This is a genomic window from Mesorhizobium sp. P3_B5 (assembly GCF_056402815.1).
This window is the reverse complement of record NZ_JBFUGR010000001.1, coordinates 476,021-495,027: the sequence shown is the minus strand read 5'-3', so window position 1 is coordinate 495,027 and position 19,007 is coordinate 476,021. Positions and strand designations below refer to the sequence as shown.

The 19,007-nt window shown below is 60.6% G+C and carries 14 protein-coding genes and 1 pseudogene; 9 read left to right on the top strand and 6 right to left on the bottom strand.

The window, feature by feature from the left end:
* Positions 1-208 precede the first annotated feature (208 nt).
* From minE to minC, 3 genes are all read right to left on the bottom strand, one after another.
* Complete coding sequence (gene minE / locus AC1DVW_RS02405) at positions 209-481, bottom strand: cell division topological specificity factor MinE (RefSeq protein WP_477241999.1); 273 nt, start codon at positions 479-481, stop codon at positions 209-211.
* Positions 478-1,293 (bottom strand): septum site-determining protein MinD, encoded by an 816-nt coding sequence (gene minD, locus AC1DVW_RS02400; RefSeq protein WP_477241997.1) that lies wholly within the window; start codon positions 1,291-1,293, stop codon positions 478-480. The genes minE and minD overlap by 4 nt, the downstream gene beginning before the upstream one ends.
* 72 nt (positions 1,294-1,365) lie before the next feature.
* Positions 1,366-2,097, bottom strand: coding sequence for a septum site-determining protein MinC (minC, locus tag AC1DVW_RS02395; protein ID WP_477320925.1), 732 nt, complete (start codon positions 2,095-2,097; stop codon positions 1,366-1,368).
* Between the two features lie 722 nt (positions 2,098-2,819).
* Between minC and AC1DVW_RS02390 the strand changes: the two genes are divergently transcribed.
* The 3 genes from AC1DVW_RS02390 (at position 2,820) to AC1DVW_RS02380 (ending at position 9,516) form a co-directional block, all read left to right on the top strand.
* Positions 2,820-4,577, top strand: coding sequence for an ATP-dependent nuclease (locus AC1DVW_RS02390; RefSeq protein WP_477320924.1), 1,758 nt, complete (start codon positions 2,820-2,822; stop codon positions 4,575-4,577).
* Positions 4,578-4,808: 231 nt separating this feature from the next.
* Positions 4,809-7,787, top strand: a complete 2,979-nt coding sequence (locus AC1DVW_RS02385) for a P-loop NTPase fold protein (RefSeq protein WP_477320923.1) — start codon at positions 4,809-4,811, stop codon at positions 7,785-7,787.
* A 580-nt stretch (positions 7,788-8,367) separates the two neighbouring features.
* Positions 8,368-9,516 (top strand): sulfite oxidase, encoded by a 1,149-nt coding sequence (locus tag AC1DVW_RS02380; protein ID WP_477320922.1) that lies wholly within the window; start codon positions 8,368-8,370, stop codon positions 9,514-9,516.
* An 81-nt stretch (positions 9,517-9,597) separates the two neighbouring features.
* On the opposite strand, the gene AC1DVW_RS02375 is transcribed toward AC1DVW_RS02380, so the two are convergent.
* Positions 9,598-10,023: a globin family protein gene (locus AC1DVW_RS02375; RefSeq protein ID WP_477320921.1), complete on the bottom strand. Its 426-nt coding sequence runs from the start codon at positions 10,021-10,023 to the stop codon at positions 9,598-9,600.
* A gap of 763 nt (positions 10,024-10,786) precedes the next feature.
* Between AC1DVW_RS02375 and AC1DVW_RS02370 the strand changes: the two genes are divergently transcribed.
* The 6 genes and pseudogenes from AC1DVW_RS02370 (at position 10,787) to AC1DVW_RS02345 (ending at position 17,567) form a co-directional block, all read left to right on the top strand.
* Positions 10,787-11,944 (top strand): acyltransferase family protein, encoded by a 1,158-nt coding sequence (locus AC1DVW_RS02370; RefSeq protein ID WP_477320920.1) that lies wholly within the window; start codon positions 10,787-10,789, stop codon positions 11,942-11,944.
* Positions 11,941-13,047: a glycosyltransferase family 2 protein gene (locus tag AC1DVW_RS02365; protein ID WP_477320919.1), complete on the top strand. Its 1,107-nt coding sequence runs from the start codon at positions 11,941-11,943 to the stop codon at positions 13,045-13,047. The genes AC1DVW_RS02370 and AC1DVW_RS02365 overlap by 4 nt, the downstream gene beginning before the upstream one ends.
* A 3-nt stretch (positions 13,048-13,050) precedes the next feature.
* The gene (locus AC1DVW_RS02360) at positions 13,051-14,085 is read left to right on the top strand and encodes a glycosyltransferase family 2 protein (RefSeq protein ID WP_477320918.1); all 1,035 of its coding nucleotides are present in this window, start codon (positions 13,051-13,053) and stop codon (positions 14,083-14,085) included.
* 9 nt (positions 14,086-14,094) lie between these two features.
* Positions 14,095-15,879 (top strand): ABC transporter ATP-binding protein, encoded by a 1,785-nt coding sequence (locus AC1DVW_RS02355; RefSeq protein ID WP_477320917.1) that lies wholly within the window; start codon positions 14,095-14,097, stop codon positions 15,877-15,879.
* Between the two features lie 310 nt (positions 15,880-16,189).
* Positions 16,190-16,666: pseudogene (locus AC1DVW_RS02350) on the top strand (FAD-binding oxidoreductase); the annotation flags it as partial.
* A 178-nt stretch (positions 16,667-16,844) separates the two neighbouring features.
* Entirely contained in the window at positions 16,845-17,567 is a 723-nt protein-coding gene (locus AC1DVW_RS02345) for an FAD-binding oxidoreductase (protein ID WP_477320916.1), read from the top strand.
* Between the two features lie 55 nt (positions 17,568-17,622).
* Here the strand turns inward: AC1DVW_RS02345 and AC1DVW_RS02340 are convergent, their stop codons facing one another.
* The gene (locus AC1DVW_RS02340; RefSeq protein ID WP_477320915.1) at positions 17,623-17,874 is read right to left on the bottom strand and encodes a hypothetical protein; all 252 of its coding nucleotides are present in this window, start codon (positions 17,872-17,874) and stop codon (positions 17,623-17,625) included.
* Positions 17,875-18,244: 370 nt separating this feature from the next.
* The gene (locus AC1DVW_RS02335; RefSeq protein ID WP_477320914.1) at positions 18,245-18,919 is read right to left on the bottom strand and encodes a BA14K family protein; all 675 of its coding nucleotides are present in this window, start codon (positions 18,917-18,919) and stop codon (positions 18,245-18,247) included.
* Positions 18,920-19,007 lie beyond the last annotated feature (88 nt).

Sequence of the window (19,007 nt, the reverse complement as noted above, 5' to 3'; positions counted from 1 at the left end):
CCGGACATCTCCCCCACACGGGGGGAGATTGGATGTCATCCTGGCCTTCGCCAATCGCCAACGTTGCAGAAATGAGCAAGGCGCCGAACCTGCCGATCTCCCCCCAAGTGGGGGAGATGTCCGGCAGGACAGAGGGGGGCGCTTGGCGCCGACCCCCACCCCGATCCGCTTTGCGGATCGACCCTCCCCACAAGGGGGAGGGTAAAGCTCACCCCGCCATGGCCAGCGGCACGGCGCTCTTATTCGGAATCTGGATATCAATCTCCAGCGTCGACATGGTCTCGCCGCGGTCCATCGAGACTTGCAGATAGTCCTGGTCGATCTGCACATGTTTGGCGATCACCGCCATGATCTCCTCGCGCAGGATGGAGACGAGGTCGGGCTGGCTGCGGCTGCGGCGCTCATAGGCGAGCAGCACCTGCAGCCGTTCGCGCGCCACCGGCGCGCTGGAGCGCCGCTTGAAGAGGTCGAGCAGGTTCATGCCGCCCTCCTTCCCAGAAGACGATCGAGGAAGCCCTTGCGCTCGAAGGGCACGATAACAGGCAATTCCTCGCCTTCCAGCCTCCTCGCAGCATCGATATAGGCCTTGGCGGCGGCGTTCAGCGGATCCGAGAGCGTCACCGGCGAACCGAGGTTGGAGGCGCGCAGCACATCCTGGCTTTCGGGAATGATGCCGAGCAGCGGTGTCGACAGGATTTCCAGCACGTCGTCGATCGACAGCATTTCGCCGCGAGCCGCGCGGGCGGCATCATAACGTGTCACGAGCACGTGCTTGGCGATCTGTTCGCCCCGCTCGGCCCGCAAGGTGCGAGCATCGAGCAGGCCGATGATGCGATCGGAATCGCGCACCGAGCTCACTTCCGGGTTGGTGACGATGACCGCCTCGTCGGCAAAGCGCATGGCGAGCTGAGCGCCGCGCTCGATGCCGGCCGGGCTGTCGCAGAAGACGTAGTCGAAGACAGAGCGCAGCTTGTCGATGACCTCGCCGACGCCCTCCTCGGTCAGCGCATCCTTGTCGCGCGTCTGCGAGGCCGGCAGCAGGAACAGCGTTTCGACCCGCTTGTCGCGGATCAGCGCCTGCGAGAGTTTGGCCGAGCCCTGGATGACGTTGACCAGGTCGAAGACCACGCGGCGCTCGGCGCCCATGATCAGGTCGAGGTTGCGCAGGCCGACGTCGAAATCGACCAGGGCCACCTTCTTGCCGGTCTTGGCGACCGCGGCACCCAGGGCCGCCGTCGAGGTCGTCTTGCCGACGCCTCCCTTGCCCGAGGTGACCACCACTACCTTGCCCATCAAACTGCCTCCATTATTGTTCGTTGAATTGCCTGTTATTTCTTCGTCGATTTGCCGTCAGCCGAGCATCGTTCAGCCGAACGGCGCTATGCGCAGCATGCCATTGTCGAGAAAGGCCTGGACCGCTTTGCCGCGCACCGACGGGTCCATCTCTTCCGCCGTGCAGTACCAGCCGTCGACCGACAGCAATTCGGCTTCGTTCTTGCGGCAGAAAATGCGCGCAGCCGCATTGCCGAGCCCACCTGCCGAAGCCCTTCCACGCAGCGTGCCATAGACATGAATGGAGCCGGCGGCGACGATCTCCGAACCGGAGGCGACGGAGCCGAGCACGATGACATCGCCATGCGGATGAAAAACCAGCTGGCCCGAGCGGATCGGCGCCTTGATCATCAGCGTGGCCGGCGCCTCCTGCGGCTTGCCCTCCTCCGCCTTGCTCGTCTGTTCCGGAGCCTTGCGGCCGGGCTGCGCCAGCAAGCCGTCGGTGGTCGCCTCCTTGGCGCCGATGAGCACCGGCGGCAGATTGGCTTCCAGCGCCGGATTGCCGTCGAGCTCGATGGCGTAGATGCGAATGCCGCGCTGGCCAAGCACGGCGACCAGCGAACCGATCGCGGCGACATCAGGCTTCAGCGTGTTCAAATCGAGCAGCACCGGCCGGCCCGAGAAATAACCCGGCGAGTTGCCGATCCAGCGATCGAGGCTTTCCAGCCAGGCGTCCAGCGGCGCCTCCGGGGTCAGCGTGAAGGCGACGAAGGAGCGGGCGCGAAAGCGAATGGATTTGGTCTCGACGGGGGCGGCGAAGGTCACGGACAGCGATTCCTTACTGATAGGTAAACGCTAGCCAGCCATGGTTAATGAAAGGTTAATTTTGGACATTGAGAGGGTTAAGAACCGACTTGTCTAACCATTGGACGAAATGCGCCGAGGGGTCAGCCGAACCAGCGATACGAACCCGATGGCCACGACGTAATGTCGACTTGCAAACCGATTCCGTTAGCAGACTCGCTCCGTCGGCTATCTGCGCAGATTCTTGAAAATAACCATGTGTAACTGACCCTGGAATACTTGCGCGACGTTTTGCGCTGCGCAATGTTGCCAGAGGGCAATTTTACTGGGGATTTGGGGGGAACTGTGAAGCGTTCTGTTTTGACAATATCGATAGTGGCTACACTGGCGGCATGTGCCACGCCGCCTGAGAGGATAGCCGGGATTCCAAATTCTGGCCCCTGCACTCAGGCAGACAGGCAGCGGCTGGCCGTTATATCCAATCAACAGAGCAAGGCGTCGACCGGAGATGCGCTCGGCGTCTTTTTGATAGGCGTGCCAGTCGCATCCATGTCAGGTAGCGACCATGAGGCGGAGATCGCGGTGCTAAAAGGACGCTGCGGCCCGCCGAAACTTAGCGCGTTGTAGCGTAGCGATTGGTGCCCCTAGATCGAGACGAATCTATTTCGAACTGGATTCCCACCTTCTGAGCGTTGATCGCATCATACTAACAGCTGTGTAGTTGGCGGGAGCACCAATCAGCGATGCAAATAAAAACGTTAGATTTCTTCGACTATAAATCGTTCCCAAGGTTCACAATATCGGCACGTACGAAGAACGTTCTGGTTGGTCCAAATAACGCCGGAAAATCCACTTCCCTCGACGCCTTACGTATAGCTTTCGATGCCCTTCGCTTCGCCAAGAGGAGAACTGCGGTATTGAAATCACATGGTGATGACGGGGTATGCTCCACATATGCAGTTCCACAATCTGTAATTCAGGTTGATCTTCGATATTGCGTCCACAATTTCGAAGATCAAAAGGCAAAGATTGTTCTAACCGCCACCAATGGAAACAGATTCGTTATCATTCTTGACCCAAGTTATGACTTGGAATGCTACCTTGTTTCTGACACTCGAGCGCAAAAGGGTAGCACCTACCTGAGAAATCAGTTTCCTTTGGAGATTGTCGTCGTTCCAACTCTGAGTCCTCTGGAGCAGAACGAAGAGGTTGTACAACATGAAACAATTGAGCGAAATCGATTTGGACGACTAGCGAGCCGCAATTTTCGAAATTTTTGGCTCCATAAGACTCGGGAGGAATTCGAAGAATTTTCGGACTTGGTTGAGTATGGATGGCCCGGCACTCGCCTCATGAGACCTGAAATTGAACGCGGCGATCGAAACATCGTGAGGATGTACTTCAGAGACGGCCCTAACGTACGAGAAGTACAGTGGTCCGGTTTCGGCTTCCAGGTTTGGATGCAAACTATGATGCATTTGACACAAGCTGACAGTCGCTCAGTGTTGGTCCTAGATGAACCTGACATCTATCTTCATCCGGACCTCCAACATCGGCTACTACGGATAGTCTCGCAACGCGTAGAACAATTTTTCATCGCCACTCATTCAACCGAGATCATCAACGCAGCGGATGCGGGTGATGTCCTGATCGTCCGGCCGTCGGCGAGATCTGCCAAACGAATTCGGACAGACTCGAACTATCCAGAAATTTACTCGGCAATTGGCAGCTCTGAGAATGCCCAATTTGCCCGCTTAGCGAGAACCAGAAAAGTTCTCTATTTCGAGGGTTTGGACAACCGCCTTCTTTCAAAGATATCGAAATCGCTTGGAGGAATAGACTATCTGTCCGGATCGTCGGTCACCTTAATGAAAGCCGACGGTTTTTCTAATTGGAATCGGGTTACAACTACGGCTTGGGTTTTCAAGGAATTCTTTGAGCTGGATGTTCAGGTGGCGGCGCTTTTCGATCGTGACTACCGTTCGGATGAGGAAATTGATGAGTTTGAAGCTGATATGTTGAAGGCTGGAGCCTTCTGCTTCGTTCTTCCCTGCAAAGAAATAGAGAACGTAGTATTGGTACCTAAGGCCGTGCGGGCGGTCGTCCAAAGATATACCAATGGCCCAGCAACAACTTTGATGCTTGATAGTGTTGAGAGCGAAATTGAAGAACTGATAGATAAATCAAGAGATCAGGTTTTTAGTCAACGAATGGGCCACTTTATCCAATACAGCTTATCAAAGAATCCTAGAGCCAACACTCCCGAGCTTGCGGTTCAGTTTCAGAGAAAATTTTCGCAGGACTGGGGAAGTTCTGTGTTTAGGAGATCCGTGGCGCCTGGAAAGGCGATATTTTCCGCGTTGGCTAAATCCATCCAGACCCGGCTTGGGGTAACATTAACGGCGGCAAGGGTAATAGAAGAGCTTTCTCCGGCCGACATCGATCCAAAGCTGATAAAAATACTGGCAGATTTGAAGGACTATTTTGGCGCGGACGTCTGAATGGCGATGAGCAGCCGACGTGCGCGCCATCACCAACCGCGCCTTCTCATGGCCTAACAGCACTCGGCACTTCTTCTCGACCTCGTCGCCGAAAAAAGGCCGAAGCAGCCGGCCAGCGCGCTAGTCCAAACTATTTAACAAAGAATGTTCTATCTCATATTGCAAGCATATAAAGCTGACTCGAAAATCACTCATTGATAGGGCTTTCTACAAATCCAGTTGGAGGGGTGAATGGTTCCGGAATCGATACCTGACATCGATTTATGGCAATCGATCGAAGAGGATTCTTTTGGCGCATTCGACGGTTCAGCCAACAGCAACGCTCCGGGCTTGGTGGCCACTCTGAAAAGAGCAGTCCACTATGCAGACATCAGAACAGGTGAAGTCGTAATCGACCGAAGAGCATTTTTCTTCGGTCTCCTGTCCTATGGTCTGCTGGACAATCCGTCCACATCATTCGGCAATACAGCAACATGGGTAGCAAATTGGATTGTCTCCCGCGCCGGTCAAACGCTGGTGTCAACCGTGCAGGGTAGCGTGACTGGGACCGATGCAGTTCTCAATGCATATCAGTCCAGCAAGAGCGTGGTTACCGAAGTGCTCCGACCTTTGGTGATCGCCTCCCAATCGATGCAATCCGTCACGCAGTTGGCGGTCCAGTACGCACAGCAGACAGTCGGGCGTGACGTTGCCGACCTTCGGCACTTCTTCGCCGCCTTCCTCGAAAGCCCAGCTGCTGTTGAGGATGTCACAGCCAGCGGTTGGACGCCCACAGGAGATGACATAAACAAGCTTCGACAGGAGCTTTACGACAGGATCAGGACAAACCCCGAGTCTGAAGAACGTATGGATGCCTGGGGTCAGATTTTGCTTGGTCCCAAACCTAGGGACGACGGCCCCAAGCTTTCCCAGCCGATGCGCTCCGAAATCTCCGGCTTCACATCAGACCGCGTAGGCACATCCGCTGCCGATGGCGATCCTTTGGAATTGCTTTCAGACGTTAGAGCATTTGCGAGATTGATCTGTTTGGAGGAGGCAGAGCCACCCTTGTCCATCGGGCTATTCGGTGGCTGGGGCTCCGGCAAATCTACGTTCATGCAGCTGCTGGAGAACGAGATCGACGCGTTGACGATGAAGACTCGCGCTGCGGCTAAGACTTCTGTCGAAACGCCTACCGACAAGGGCGCCATCCCTGCCCCTTCGTTTATCCGAAACGTGGTTCAGATACGATTCAATGCTTGGCATTTCGCGGACGCCAACCTTTGGGCGAGCCTAACAGCCGAGTTTTTCGATCAGTTGAGGGCCGGCGGTTACGCGCGCTCCGGCCAGAGGATCCATACGCAGCTTGTCGAACGGGTAAATGCTCATGTCCACGTTCTCAGCTCCGAAGCGATGAGCGCGAGGCAGGCACTTCTGGCAAGCGAAACCGCATTGCAGGACGCTCAGAAGGCCCGTGATAAAACGGTTGCGGATGTCGAAAGCGTATCAGGTCATGCCGTTAAGCAGACGGTCGTGGATGCTGTCACCAAGGCTTTCGAAGAGCACAAGGCAGATCTTGGGGAAATGGGACTCGGCACGTCCAAGGATGAAGACATCAAGGACTTCATCGATCTCTCAAAGCGGCTGCAGACTGCATCAGGCCAATTCTGCGCGCTATTGACGTTCGTTTTTGCCCGTGGCTGGCGTGCATTCTTTGCCACAGCCGGCGTGGTTGCGGCTTTGGTGAGCCTCTGGTTCGTATGGCCGAACGACCTGACAAGAGGGATGTTTCAATTTAGGCCGCTCAGCATTTTCGGCTTACTTGCTGGTCTCGGTGCATTCGCCCGGGCGGTCCTTCCAGGCGTCAAGATAATTGGTGGACTGATAGAGAGCACAGCAGGTTTTGCAACCCATCTCGATGAGAGTCTCAAAGTTGAAATTGCCAAAGTTGCGCAGGCCGAGGAAAAGCTCAAGCGTGCAACCATAGAAGCGGACGCCCGGCGCACCGCTGCAGAGCGGGCTGGCAAAGCACTTGCTCGATATGTCGACCCGAGTTCGAAGGTCGCCAATCCGCCACGACTTCTGCGCTTTATGCTGGAGGACGACCCTGACACGCGTGCGATGGAAAAGGAGGTTGGCTTGATCAGCCGGGTCCGTCGCCTCTTTCAGGCAGTCGATGAGATCGTTCAGGAGGAAAAGCAGAAGGACGTGAAACCGGGAACGCAGAAGGACGGGAATGCTGCCCAACCGGAAAAATGGCGTGATCCAGACGTTCCAGACAGAATCGTCATCTACATTGATGATCTTGACCGGTGTACGCCCGAGCAGGTCTACGCTGTCCTACAGGCGATCCATCTCCTTCTAGCGTTCAAATTGTTTGTGGTCGTCGTCGGCGTTGACGTAGCCTGGGTCCAGGAAGCTCTGGCTCATGAATTGCGGCCGACGCTCAATCGTGCGGTATCGACGAACGAGGGGAAGAAATCTGAGATCGATGAGAGAAAACTTGCGATTCGTTATCTTGAGAAAATCTTCCAGCTTCCGTTCTGGCTCCGCCGGCTATCGACCGAAGGCAAGGACGGCGGGTCCTATGGGCGCTTCATACGCGCGCTCCTAGCGCGAAATCTGATGGCTAGAGGTCCAGGACCTCTCCGTACAACAGCGGATCCCTCAGAGAATTCCGGCTCGGGTGGCGACCAGCACGAAGAAACAGTTCGTGCCAACAACAACCGTCCCACTGCGCCGTCCAATGTATCTGCCCAAGAAGATCTGCAGCAACCAACCAACGACACAGGATTGGAAGAGGCCCTCGCGACCGTGCAACTGACGACCGGCGAAGTCGACTTTCTGGCCAGCGAGGCGGTGGGAAATCTGTCGGGGCGTGAGCCGAGAACGGTCAAGCGGTTCGTTAACATCTACCGTATCATTCGGGCGAGGTTGACGCCTGATCAAAGAAACTTGTTTCTTGGCGGAGGCGGGACGCCCGCCGATTACCCGCTCGTGGCCATTCTCATCGCGGTGGAGACAGGACAAACGATGGAAATTGCTGACCAATTCTATTCCAAATTGGCCGACTCAAGCCAAGATGGGCCGATCGTTGGCGATTCAAATCCCGGCATTTCGGCTGCCATAAGAGAGGCTCAAAAGATTCGAGGCGGAGCAGATATCAGCCGCAGGGATTGCGCGCCTTGGGCCCAGTTAGTGCGGCGCTATTCGTTCAACAAATACAACTGAGCAAACAGGCCCCACATGAATTGAACGTGAAGGCAGCAATTGGCAGTAGCACGATCCGGAGGGGCATCGCTCCTCATCGACGGGCGCGCGCAAATCCTTGTTCGGCGTCGCCCGGGCGTGGCAGTGGTGCGTCGGCGCGATGATGGGGAGTTGAACGCGTAGCGAATCTCTGATCACGGCACGGTCTGGACCAAGCCGAGTTGGCCGGCGGCGATCTGGGGCTTCGACCGGCCCAATTTTGGCGCCTCCGCGCTGGTGCGCCCCACCGAAGGTCCCGGACAGTTTTTGCGTTCTGAGCAGCAACGATTTTGGCAGGGCCGGCGATCACTCTGCAACGCCAAAAAATTATTATGTCCCGTCCAAGTTGTGGACACGTCCTTTTCAAAGGCGCACTCTTAGATTGCGAAACGCAAGCTAGAGTTTCGTCCAACGCTTCACATGCTTGAGGTGCGTCGGTGATTGTTTGACCTGTCCGGATACTTCCGGCTGGGCATAACTTTTATTGTGTCGCCTACCCGTGATCAGGCTTCGGCCTAACGCACGTTGCAGCCTGCTCCGGATCAACTGGGAGGTAAACAACATGCATGGCATTCAACGCAGAGAACTTCTGGTTCAAGGAAGTGCTGCTCTTGTCGCAATCGCTCTCTCGCGTCGCGCCTACGCTTTTCCAACGCAGGCGGGCGAGGAGGTTGTTCCGTGGCTGGATCAGCCGACAGAAAATCCCAATCCGGATGGGATCAAGACGCAGCTCGTCTGGGAGGATCTGGATAGCTGGATAACACCAAACGACAAGTTCTTCAGCATCTCGCATTTCAATCGGCCAACGATCGATGAGAAGAGCTGGTCCATGGAGATCGATGGCCAAGTCAAAAAGCCGTTGAAGCTGACGCTCGCCGACATCAAGGCGCGGCCACGCCAGGAGGTCGTTTTCACGGTGGAATGCTCGGGCAACCACGGTTTTCCGTTTTTCACCGGCGGCATCGGCAATGCAAGCTGGGCGGGGACGCCGCTGGCGCCGATCCTCGAGGAAGCCGGCGTTCTGGAGAAGGGCATCGAGGTGGTCTTTTTCGGTACCGACGAAAGCGAGGTCGCCATACGCGACGTCAAGATGAAGCAGAATTTCGCGCGCAGCATGTCGCTCACTGATGCGATGAACCCCGAAAATCTGCTCTGCTATGAAATGAACGGCGCCGCCTTGCCGGCGGCCAATGGTTCGCCGCTGCGGCTCATTGCTCCGGGCTGGTACGGGATCGCCAACGTCAAGTGGCTGAAGCGCATCGAGGTTCGCGACACAAGGTTCATGAGCCTGCTGATGGCGCGTGACTATGTCACCATCCGGGAGGAAGACCACAATGGCGAGACCGTATGGGCCGAGACCTCGGTGGGCCGGGCGCTGCTGAAGTCGGCACCCGCAAAGGTCACCAAGAAAGGCTCGGACTACGCCATCGTCGGGGCAGCCTGGGGAGCGCCGATCGACCGGGTCGAAGTGCAGATCGATCAGGGGCCCTGGGCGCCTGCGACCATCGACCACTCAGAAGAGGCCGAGCACGCCTGGAAGATCTGGTCCCTGGCCTGGCCAAACCCCACGCCGGGAGAACACACAGTGACCTCGCGCGCGGTCAGCACCACGGGACAGGTTCAACCGGCAATGGACGACCCGTTGATCGCCAAAAAGCACACCTACTGGGAGAGCAATGGCCAGGTGACACGGCACGTCAAGATCGCTTGACGCCCGCAAGAGGCCAGTGGCGAACATTGTCATGCCGTGCGGCATGACAATTCGTCAGCGGTGCATCGTGCCTGCCTGCCCTCACGCCGCGAGCTGGACCTCGCGGGCGGCCGCGATCATGACACTGGCGAGCAAGCCGTAGGCTGCCTCCCAGGCTTCACGCACGGGCGGCGTAAAGGCCGCGCCGAGACCGGCGTCCAGCGTCTCGATCAGTGCTTGCCCGACGATCGGGTAATGGTGCTCCTCGACGCCGTAGCCGACGTGCCGTTTGGCGAGCTCGCGCACGGTGGGCAGGATGGTCTCGGCACGATCCAGCCCATGCACGACGAAGCCGAGGCTCGCCATCAGCTTGGCGCCTTGCTTGGTCATGTCCCGCACCGGAAACAGCGCCCGAAGGTTTTCGTCGATGGCAAACAGGCGTTCATAGAAAATGGCGGCGGCAGCCGCGCGGATCGGGACGACCTCGCGAAAGCTCTCCTGGACGAGTCTGATCTGATCGGGTGTCATCGGTGACGCTCCTCGTGTTTCTGGCCTGAGCGCGACCATCCCCCCGGGGCGTTTCGCCGGCATGTCGCCTGTCGCCGCGCATGTTTCAATCTGGTTTCAGGTTGCATTCGGTTGTTTTCACACCCTTCCGCCCCGACGAGCCAAACCGTGGCCGCCGCGCCGTCTGCCTGCTTCCTAGTCACCTATCTCTGCCCCTCGCCGGCATCCCTCCCGTCTTCCCCCACCAGGCTGCACAACCGAACCATGCTGCACCGCCCAAAGCCAACGACCCAAGTCCATGCATCATTTGACAAGTGCGAAATTGGCCTTTCTGGAACATATTTCTGTATAACTTCTCATCATCCGTAAAAATATTGAATAACTTTCACCATCAATCCGAGAGTGTTCTGAGCAATCACTTTCACACGAAACCAATGCACCTTATGCGTTAGGGATAAGTCCGCAAAAATCGCCGTATCGGTGAAAAACCGGCTGTTTTCGTTGAATTTTTAGCATTTGCTCACGCGAGTATTTCAGCGGGGTAAATTTTTTGTGTTGCGCTGCACAATGCCGTGGCCGAAGCATTCCCGGGGGACTCGTTTTGCGACTGGAAATATGCCGTGAAGGATCCCGCCAGGTTGACTGCCTGTCCGTTCGTCGATTGCGCGCCCGGCCCGCCTGCAAAGCGCGGGTTTGATGGCACCGGCGTGCTGGCGAGCCACGCCTCCCCTCGCCTGCCGCTCGAAACGACCGGCTGGCGGCTCGGACATGGCGGAAGCCGGTGATGGAAAATACCCGCGACACCCAACTGGATGCGCTGAGAGCCGTCGCGGTGACGATGGTGATGTACTCGCATTTCTTCGCGGCTGGCGGATCTTCGTTCTGGGGCCATATCGGCGTGCGGCTGTTCTTCGTGCTGAGCGGCTTCCTGATCACGCGCCTGCTGCTGGAAGCGCGCGCGGCCGCCGCGTTTGAAACCGGCCCGGCGCTGCGGTCCTTCTACATCAGGCGCGGCTTGCGGATATTCCCGCCCTATTTTGCCGTTCTGGCTTTCGTCTGGCTGGTCGACCTGGAGCAGTCCAGGGGATCGCTGGTCTGGCATGCGCTTTACCTCTCGAACTTCTGGTATGCGCTGCACAATGACTGGAACCCCTGGGTGCTATGCCATTTCTGGAGCCTGAGCATCGAGGAGCAGTTCTATATTGCCTGGCCGCTGGTCGTGCTTCTGGCGCCGCGCCGGCGCTTCGAACAGATCTGCATCGGCGTCATCGCGCTGTCGCTGACCTATCGGTTCTACTGGCCGCTCACCGCCAACACGGCGCTGGCGCGCGACCTGCTGCCGCCGGCATCCATGGATGCGCTGGCGACGGGCGCGCTGCTTGCCTGCTGGCGGTCCAGGGGCGCAGCCCTTCCGCAATGGATGCGGCTGGGCTGGCCGGCCTTCGCGGCCGCATTCCTCGTCATCGAGTGGTTTGTCCCGCCGCCTGCTGATCCGATGCTGGAATGGGGCCACTGGCTGGTGCGGCAAGTCCTGCCGCTGGTGCCGCTGATGGTCATCGTCGCCGCCTGTTCGAGCGGCGTCGGCGGCACAATCGGCAAGCTGCTCGACCTGCCGCCGCTGCTTGGTCTCGGCCGTATCAGCTACGGCGTCTATCTCTATCATCCGATCTTGCTGTCGCTCGCCGTCAAGTCGCAGCCCTGGATTCCGCTCAATGTCTCGGAGCAAGGGTCAGGGCGGTTCCTGGTCGCTGGCACCGCCACGATTGTCGCGGCCTCGATTTCCTGGGTGGTGTTCGAAAGGCCGCTCAACAGCCTCAAGCGCCACTTCCCCTATGTCGCGCGCGCCCCGAAACCAGGCGCTGGCCATGCCGGCAGGTTCGCGATGACACCCGACGGCCGCACGCCAGCACTCGACCTGCAGCGAACGGATGCCAGACGATGACCGCCGCGCCGCTCGTCTCCGTCGTGTTGCCGGTCTTCAATGCCGGGCCGTATCTTGCCGCAGCGCTTGGAAGCATGCTGCGGCAGGACTACGGCCGCCTGGAGGTCATCGCCATCGATGACGGCTCGACCGACAATTCGCTCGAGATCCTCGAGCGACACCAGAGGAACGACAGCCGCATTTCGATCATTTCGCGCGAAAACCGCGGCCTCGTCGCAACGCTCAACGAAGGGCTGGGAAAGGCCCAGGGCGAGCTGGTGGCGCGGATGGACGCGGACGACGTCGCCTATCCGTGGCGCCTGTCGCGCCAGGTGGCGCTGTTCGCGCGGCGGCCCGAGCTCGGCTTTTGCGGCGCCGGCGTCGACATGTTGATCCGCGGCCGCATCGCCAGGGGCAGGCCCGATCCGGTGTTCCAGTTCGGCCAGTTGCCCATATTGGCGAAGTTCTTCACGATCTTCATGCACCCGACCGTCGTCTACAACAGGAAGGTCATCGCAGACGACGATCTCTTCTACGACAAGACCTACAGGCACGCCGAGGATTTCGATCTTTTCAGGCGGCTGGCCAGCCTCTACCCGGCCGCCATGATGCCCGAAAACCTGGTCGTCTATCGCACACATGAGGGAAGCGTGACCCACCGGCACAGCAAGGAGATGCGCAGGACGCATTTGCGGATCGTGGCCGAGAACCTTGAGCGCGAGGGCCTTGCGGAAGCCACGCTGGACCTGCGCGCCATCGGCGAGGCGGTCAGCCTCGACACGGTTACCCGTGCGGCCGACTTCATCGTTGCGCTGGAGCGGCGGATTTGCTCGCTGCCGGCCGAGACGCGGCCGAGCTTCGCGGCCGGCGCGCTGAACCTGTTCTATTTCCTATACCAGCTCGTCGCCGACGAAAAGCAGCCGCCGCTGACGCATGAACTGCTGACGCGGACCGGGAAGTGGAACGTCATCCGGCGGCGCGAGAAATATGCGCTGCGGCCCGGCGCCTGGGCGCCCTGGCTCAGCCTCGCCTCGCTGTCGGCCGGCAGGCAGGCGGACGCGGTCGAGTATTTCTTCAAATCCGCGCCCGCTGCGGCCGTTCTCGCACCTTATCAGTTGAGCTAGGAGATGACCGTCAAAGCCCACCACCCCCTGCAGCGCGCTCGCCTGGCCTCGCATGAGCCCGTCCCGGCCGATCCCCGGCCCGAACGCTCGGCGCCGGAGGTCAGCTTCATCATCTGTACGCGCAACCGCGTCGCCGTGCTCGAGGCCTGCATCAAGTCGGTGCAGGCCGCGTGCCGCGCCCATGCCACCTTCGCCGCCGAGCTCGTGGTCGTCGACAACGGCTCGAGCGACCGCACGGCCGAACGCCTGGCCAGCATCGCCGAAACGTCGGATATTCCGTTCACGCCCGTCAGCGAGCCGCGCCCCGGATTGGCGGCTGCCCGCAACGCCGGGTTGCGGCGGGCGCGCGGCCGCGTGCTGGTCTTCGTCGATGACGATTGCGCGGTCCATTGCGACTATCTCAGCGATCTGGAACGGCACTATGCGTCCGGGGAACAATGGCTCATTCGGGGCGGCCGCGTCGAACTTGGTGATCCCAGGGATCTGCCGTTCACGATCAAGCGGTCGCGGGTGCGCGAGCGGCTGACGCCGGATGTTCATCCCGGCGGTTTCGTGCTGGGCTGCAACATGACCATGCACCGCGATGTCGCGGCCCGTATCGGCTGGTTCGACGAACGCTTCGGCGCCGGCGGGCCATTGCGATCGGCGGAAGATACCGATTACCTCGTGCGAGCGATGCTGCTCGGCATCGCGGTCGAGTATGTGCCTGACATGACGATATTCCATCATCACGGCCGGCGGGACCGCAAATCCATCGAAAAGCTCCACCGCGACTACAGTATGGGCAATGGCGGGCTTTGCCTGAAGCATGTTCGCCATGCGCCGTGGCTGCTGCGCCATTTCTACTGGGCCGCGAGAGGCGCTTTGCGGGAACGGACGGGAGGGCCTGCGTTCGATCGCGAGCTGAAGCTGTCGCATTGGCCGATCGTCACCATGAATTTGCTCGGCGCGGCGAGATTCGCGGTTCTCGTGCTGGCGAGACGGCCGCAGCGGGCGCCGGTGCGGCAAGATCAACACGCAAATGCCCAGGCGAGGTAACCCACCATAATGCCATTGCTACCGCCAAGCCTGCCCATGCTGTTCCGGGCGTTCGGAAAGCGGCAACTGCGCCTGCTTCCGGCGGTGGTGGTTCTCGGCCTGGCCAGCGCTGTCCTCGAAGGGTTCGGCATCGGCCTCATCATCCCACTGCTGGGCATTATCATGGGACATGGGGATGCGGCCGGGATGGCCGGCTTCTCCGCCGTCCTCCAGCACGTCGGATCGGGCTTGAGCGAGCGCGACCGGCTTATCGCCATTTCGGTCGCCATCCTCGGCTCGATCATCCTGAAGAACGTCTTCGCCTTCGCCAACACGCTGCTGACCACCTTCATCTATGGCAAGGCCAGTCACTCGATCCGCAGTGCGTTGTCGGAGCAGCTGCTGAGAGTGGGCTATCCATTCTTCCTGCGGCAGAGTCCGGGACGGCTGCTCAACATCATCTCCAACGAATCCTGGCGGGCGTCGGATGCGATCCAGATCATGCTGTCGGCCATCGTCAGCGCATCGGCGGCCATCATTCTGCTGGCTTTTCTGCTGCTGCTTTCGTGGCGCATGACGCTGCTGGTCACGCTGGGACTAGCGCTCGTCCAGATCGCGCATGCCATCCTCTCGGCCAATCTGAAAGAGCCCAGCCGCAGCGTCGCCTCGCGCAACGGCCACCTCGCCTCACAGATGCTGCATCTGGTGCATGCCGGGCGCCTGATCCGCATCTTCGGACAGGAGAGCCGGGAGAAGGCGATATTCGATGCGGCATCGGACGGGGTTCGCCGCGCCGCTTTCGTGCTGCTCGTGCGCCAGGGAGCGCTGCCGCCGCTGACGGAGGTTCTCCACGCCATGCTGTTTCTGGCGGTGGTGATCGGCGCCTGGCTTGCGCAAGTGAGTTTCCCGCTGATCATCGCGTTCGTCATACTGCTCTACAGGCTGCAGCCGCATATGCGGGCCCTGCAAGGCTCGTGGAGCCAGCTGCAAGGCCTGAGCGGATCGCTGGAAGAAGTGACATGGATGCTGGATCCCACGGGCAAACCCAAGCCTCCGCATGGCGACGGGCCGTTCCACGGTTTGCGCCAAGGCATCAAGTTCGATGACGTGACGTTCACCTATTCCGGCACGGACCAGCGCGAGGTGGTGCTGCATGCGGCGACGTTCGAAGTCCGCAGCGGCCGCTCGACGGCACTGATCGGTCGCTCGGGCGCCGGCAAGACGACGATCGTCAACCTTCTGTGCCGCTTCGTGGAACCGGACACCGGCAGGATTCTCGTCGATGGATCACCGCTCGACCAGATCGACGCCAGCCAGTGGCGACGCCACATCGCCCTGGCCAGCCAGGAGCTGGAACTGGTCGACGGCACCATTTTCGAAAACATCACCTATGGGCAGGACGCGGCGACAGCCGACGACGCCGAGCGCGCCGCCAGACTGGCCGAAGCGCACGAATTCATCGAACGGCTGCCTCTGGGTTACGACACGCTCGTCGGCTACCGGGGCGTCAATCTCTCGGCGGGGCAGAGGCAGCGCATCGCACTGGCCAGAGCCCTGGTGCGCGATCCCGATCTGCTCATCCTCGACGAAGCCACCAATGCGGTGGACGGACTGTCGGAAGCGGCCATCGTCGAGACCCTGAAGTCGAGAGCCGGCCGCCGCACGACCATCGTCATCAGCCACCATCACAGCACCATCTCGTTCTGCGACGACGTGGTGATCCTCAGCGGCGGCCGGGTGAAAAAGCAGGCGCCCTTCGGCGCCCTGGCATCACTGAGCATGGACGAGCTTTATCAGCACGAGCCGCTCGACTGAGTCGCCATCCTGCAGCGCGGTATTCGAGATCGCTGCTGCCGGCATCTTCCGCGATCGCGCCAATGCCATGCTGCTCGGACGCGTTATCTTGCCTTTGCGGCGGACCTGTCGATCCGCCTGGCCGGCGCCCATCAACTTACTCTCCTGGTGTGGCGCCGGCTCTCTTTGCCCTCGTCGCTTGCCCGCCGAGCCGCCCCCTGAGGACGGACCAAGTGGCATCCGGCTTGCCAGCACCGTGCAGCTGCCCAACACCACCGCGCAAATCCATTTGTTCGGCATCGTCCGGGCGTGATAGCGGTGCGCCGGCGCGATGATGGAGGCTGAAAGCGTGAGCGACGAGACACTGATTGCAGAACTGCGCAAGGTGGCCGGCACTGTCTGGGACCAGGCCGAGCTCGCTGGCCGCGATCCCGGCTTCGACCGGCGCAATTTCGGCGCCTCCGCCCTTGTGCGCCCCGCCGATACCGCCGAGGTGGTGGGGCTGGTGAGGTTCTGCGCCGCGCATGGATTGGGCCTCGTCGCCCAGGGCGGGCGCACCGGGCTCACGGGTGCGGCCAGCACCGTGCCCGGCCAGATCATTTGCGATCTTGGCGCCATGGCCCGCGTCGAGGAGATCGACCCCCTCGCCCGCGTCGCGATCGTTCAGGCCGGCACGCCGCTCGGCACGCTGCAGGAGGCGGCGCTGGCGCAGGGCCTCGATCCGGGCATTGATCTCGCCGCGCGCGGCAGCTGCACCATTGGCGGCATGGTTTCCACCAACGCCGGCGGCATCATGGCTTTTCGCAACGGCACGATGCGCCATCGCGTACTCGGGCTCGAAGCGGTGCTACCTGATGGAAGCGTCTTTTCCGATCTCACCCGCGTGCTCAAGACCAGCGCCGGCTATGATTTGAAGCATTTGTTCATCGGCGCCGAGGGCACGCTCGGCATCGTCAGCGGGCGCCAGTGCCACGGCGCTGGTCGGCGTGCCGGATGCGGCCGCCGCGCAGCGCATCGTGCGCTTTTTCCTCGGCTCGACCGCCACCAGCCTGCGCGCCGCCGAAATCCTGTGGCACCGTTTCGCCGTGGCCATGAACAGGATGCTCGGCTTCGCGCCCGGCCATTTGCCGCTCGACGCGCCATGCCTCTTGGTGCTGGAACTCGGCGCCGACAGCATCGAGGGCGCAACCAGCGCGCTCGAGGAAGGCCTGGCGGCGATCTGGGAGGAGGCCGGCATCATCGACGGGCTGGTCGCCAGCTCGGTCGCCCAGGCCGAGAGCATCTGGCGGCTGCGCGAGGAGACCGAAATGATCGAGCGCATGCACCATTTGCCGCCGTCCTTCGACGTGTCGGTGCCGGGCGGCGACATCGATGCCTATGTCGCGCGCATCGAAGCCGGGCTCAAACGCATCGACTCTGCCTATGCGCCGTATGTGTTCGGCCACCTAGCCGACGGCAATTTGCATATTTCGATCAACACCGACGGGCCGGTTTCGCACGCGCTGCATGAGGCGATCGAGGACGTGCTCTATACGGGTTTGCGCGAAAGCGGCGGCTCGTTCTCGGCCGAGCACGGCGTCGGCATCGAAAAGCGCGACGCCTATGAGCGCTACGCCGATCCGGTGAAGCAGGCGCTGGCGCGCGCCATCAAGGGGCTGATTGATCCCGGCAATATGCTCAATCCGGGCAAGGTTATTTCCGACCGGTGACGCCGGCCGGCGGAAGGTGTTTCCAGGCGGCGGTCCGCCGCCTGGAAGTCGGATGTCAGCGGCCCCAGATGCCCTGGCCATAGCCCCATACCGGGATATCGTAGGTCGAATTTCCCGCTGCCTTGCTGTCGGTAGCGATGCTCTTCGTGGTCTTCATGTCGACCGACTTGGCGCCGGACACCATGGAGTGGGTGTTCGGATGGTTGCCAGCGGCAGCGATGGGGTCCGAGCCAAAGTGGTCACTGCCGGCAAAAGCCATGCTGGAGGCAAACAACAACGAGGCAATGGTAAGTGCGATCTTCTTCATTTCAGTTTTCCATCTTGAAAGTTGACATCTGGCCTCAACGCGCCGCCCACCGCGTTCATGAGGCCGTCTCTTGTTGCTCCTGGGCGAAACCGGCCGGCCACATCCTTGTGGATTCGCGGAGGCCGGTTGCTCAGCGCACGGTCGTCTTGGTCCGTCCGTTTGCTGTTGGCCGCTTCATAGGGCCGTGGTGTTTGGCCGAGCGTGGGAGCCGGCGTGGGAGGAAGCGGCAAAAGTGTTGGATTTTGCGTTGAAAGCAGCCGGAAGTGCTGGGAAACGCACCATCGAGGGTCTGTTCGTGCCCAGGAATATGCTCAATTGCGGGAAGGTTGTTCCCGGTCGCTGAAGTCGACAGGCGGCGCCGGAGCCCGCCTCATTGGCACTGCCTGCGCGGGCCGCCGGAATAGGGCTGGTAGGTGTTGTCTTCCGGCCGATAGGAGCGGTAGCGGCTGAAGCAATAGTCTACGTGGTCGGGCGAAAGCTGGGCGCCGCCCTCGTCTATCGCTCTCTCATCCGTCGAGGCGTAGCCATCCATCGAAGCGTCGTCTGCCTCGACGTAGTTGACGGCATCGAGCGGCTGCGAGGCGCGCCCGGCGGCGGCGGCGTCGAGATAGGGCGAGATGCAAGGGCGCTGCTGCCCGCTGTAGGACATGTAGCTGTTGTCGTCCGGACGGTAGGATCGGTAGCGGCTTGCGCACCAATCGACATGGGCGGCTGGCAGTTCGGCCGAGGCCTGTACCTCGCCTGTCGAAGGCTGGATGGCGGAAGTTGCGATCGCGTCGGTCGCAGCCGGGGTCTCTTGCGGCGCAACGGCCGCCTCCGTCTTGGCGTCTGGCACGTTGGCCTGCTCGGCCGGGATGCGCTCCAGGGTCTGCGCCGCCTTGTTCACCGGCCGCGCGTCCCTGGTCCAGAGTTCCGCGACCCCGATGCCGGGTGTTGCCTGCGGCACCGGCTTGGCGACGAGAAGCCAGGTGGCGAAGGCAAGGCCGCTGGCGAAGACCGCAAGCGTCAGTACAAAGCCACCGACTATTCCCAACAAGGCTTTCACACCGCGCTCCTGAGGCCCCGCTCATACAATGCGGGGCGCGGACTCCGGTTCCAAGGAACCCTGCGGGGGGCGAGGAATCCGAGCTTGG

What these genes read in the sequence shown, in the direction of transcription:
- AC1DVW_RS02385 (WP_477320923.1), top strand. Translation starts at nt 4,809, where the DNA reads ATGGTTCCGGAATCGATACCTGACATCGATTTATGGCAATCGATCGAA.
- AC1DVW_RS02390 (WP_477320924.1), top strand. Translation starts at nt 2,820, where the DNA reads ATGCAAATAAAAACGTTAGATTTCTTCGACTATAAATCGTTCCCAAGG.
- AC1DVW_RS02370 (WP_477320920.1), top strand. Translation starts at nt 10,787, where the DNA reads ATGGAAAATACCCGCGACACCCAACTGGATGCGCTGAGAGCCGTCGCG.
- AC1DVW_RS02365 (WP_477320919.1), top strand. Translation starts at nt 11,941, where the DNA reads ATGACCGCCGCGCCGCTCGTCTCCGTCGTGTTGCCGGTCTTCAATGCC.
- minD (WP_477241997.1), bottom strand. Translation starts at nt 1,293, where the DNA reads ATGGGCAAGGTAGTGGTGGTCACCTCGGGCAAGGGAGGCGTCGGCAAG.
- AC1DVW_RS02340 (WP_477320915.1), bottom strand. Translation starts at nt 17,874, where the DNA reads ATGAAGAAGATCGCACTTACCATTGCCTCGTTGTTGTTTGCCTCCAGC.
- AC1DVW_RS02355 (WP_477320917.1), top strand. Translation starts at nt 14,095, where the DNA reads ATGCCATTGCTACCGCCAAGCCTGCCCATGCTGTTCCGGGCGTTCGGA.
- AC1DVW_RS02360 (WP_477320918.1), top strand. Translation starts at nt 13,051, where the DNA reads ATGACCGTCAAAGCCCACCACCCCCTGCAGCGCGCTCGCCTGGCCTCG.
- AC1DVW_RS02375 (WP_477320921.1), bottom strand. Translation starts at nt 10,023, where the DNA reads ATGACACCCGATCAGATCAGACTCGTCCAGGAGAGCTTTCGCGAGGTC.
- AC1DVW_RS02380 (WP_477320922.1), top strand. Translation starts at nt 8,368, where the DNA reads ATGCATGGCATTCAACGCAGAGAACTTCTGGTTCAAGGAAGTGCTGCT.
- minE (WP_477241999.1), bottom strand. Translation starts at nt 481, where the DNA reads ATGAACCTGCTCGACCTCTTCAAGCGGCGCTCCAGCGCGCCGGTGGCG.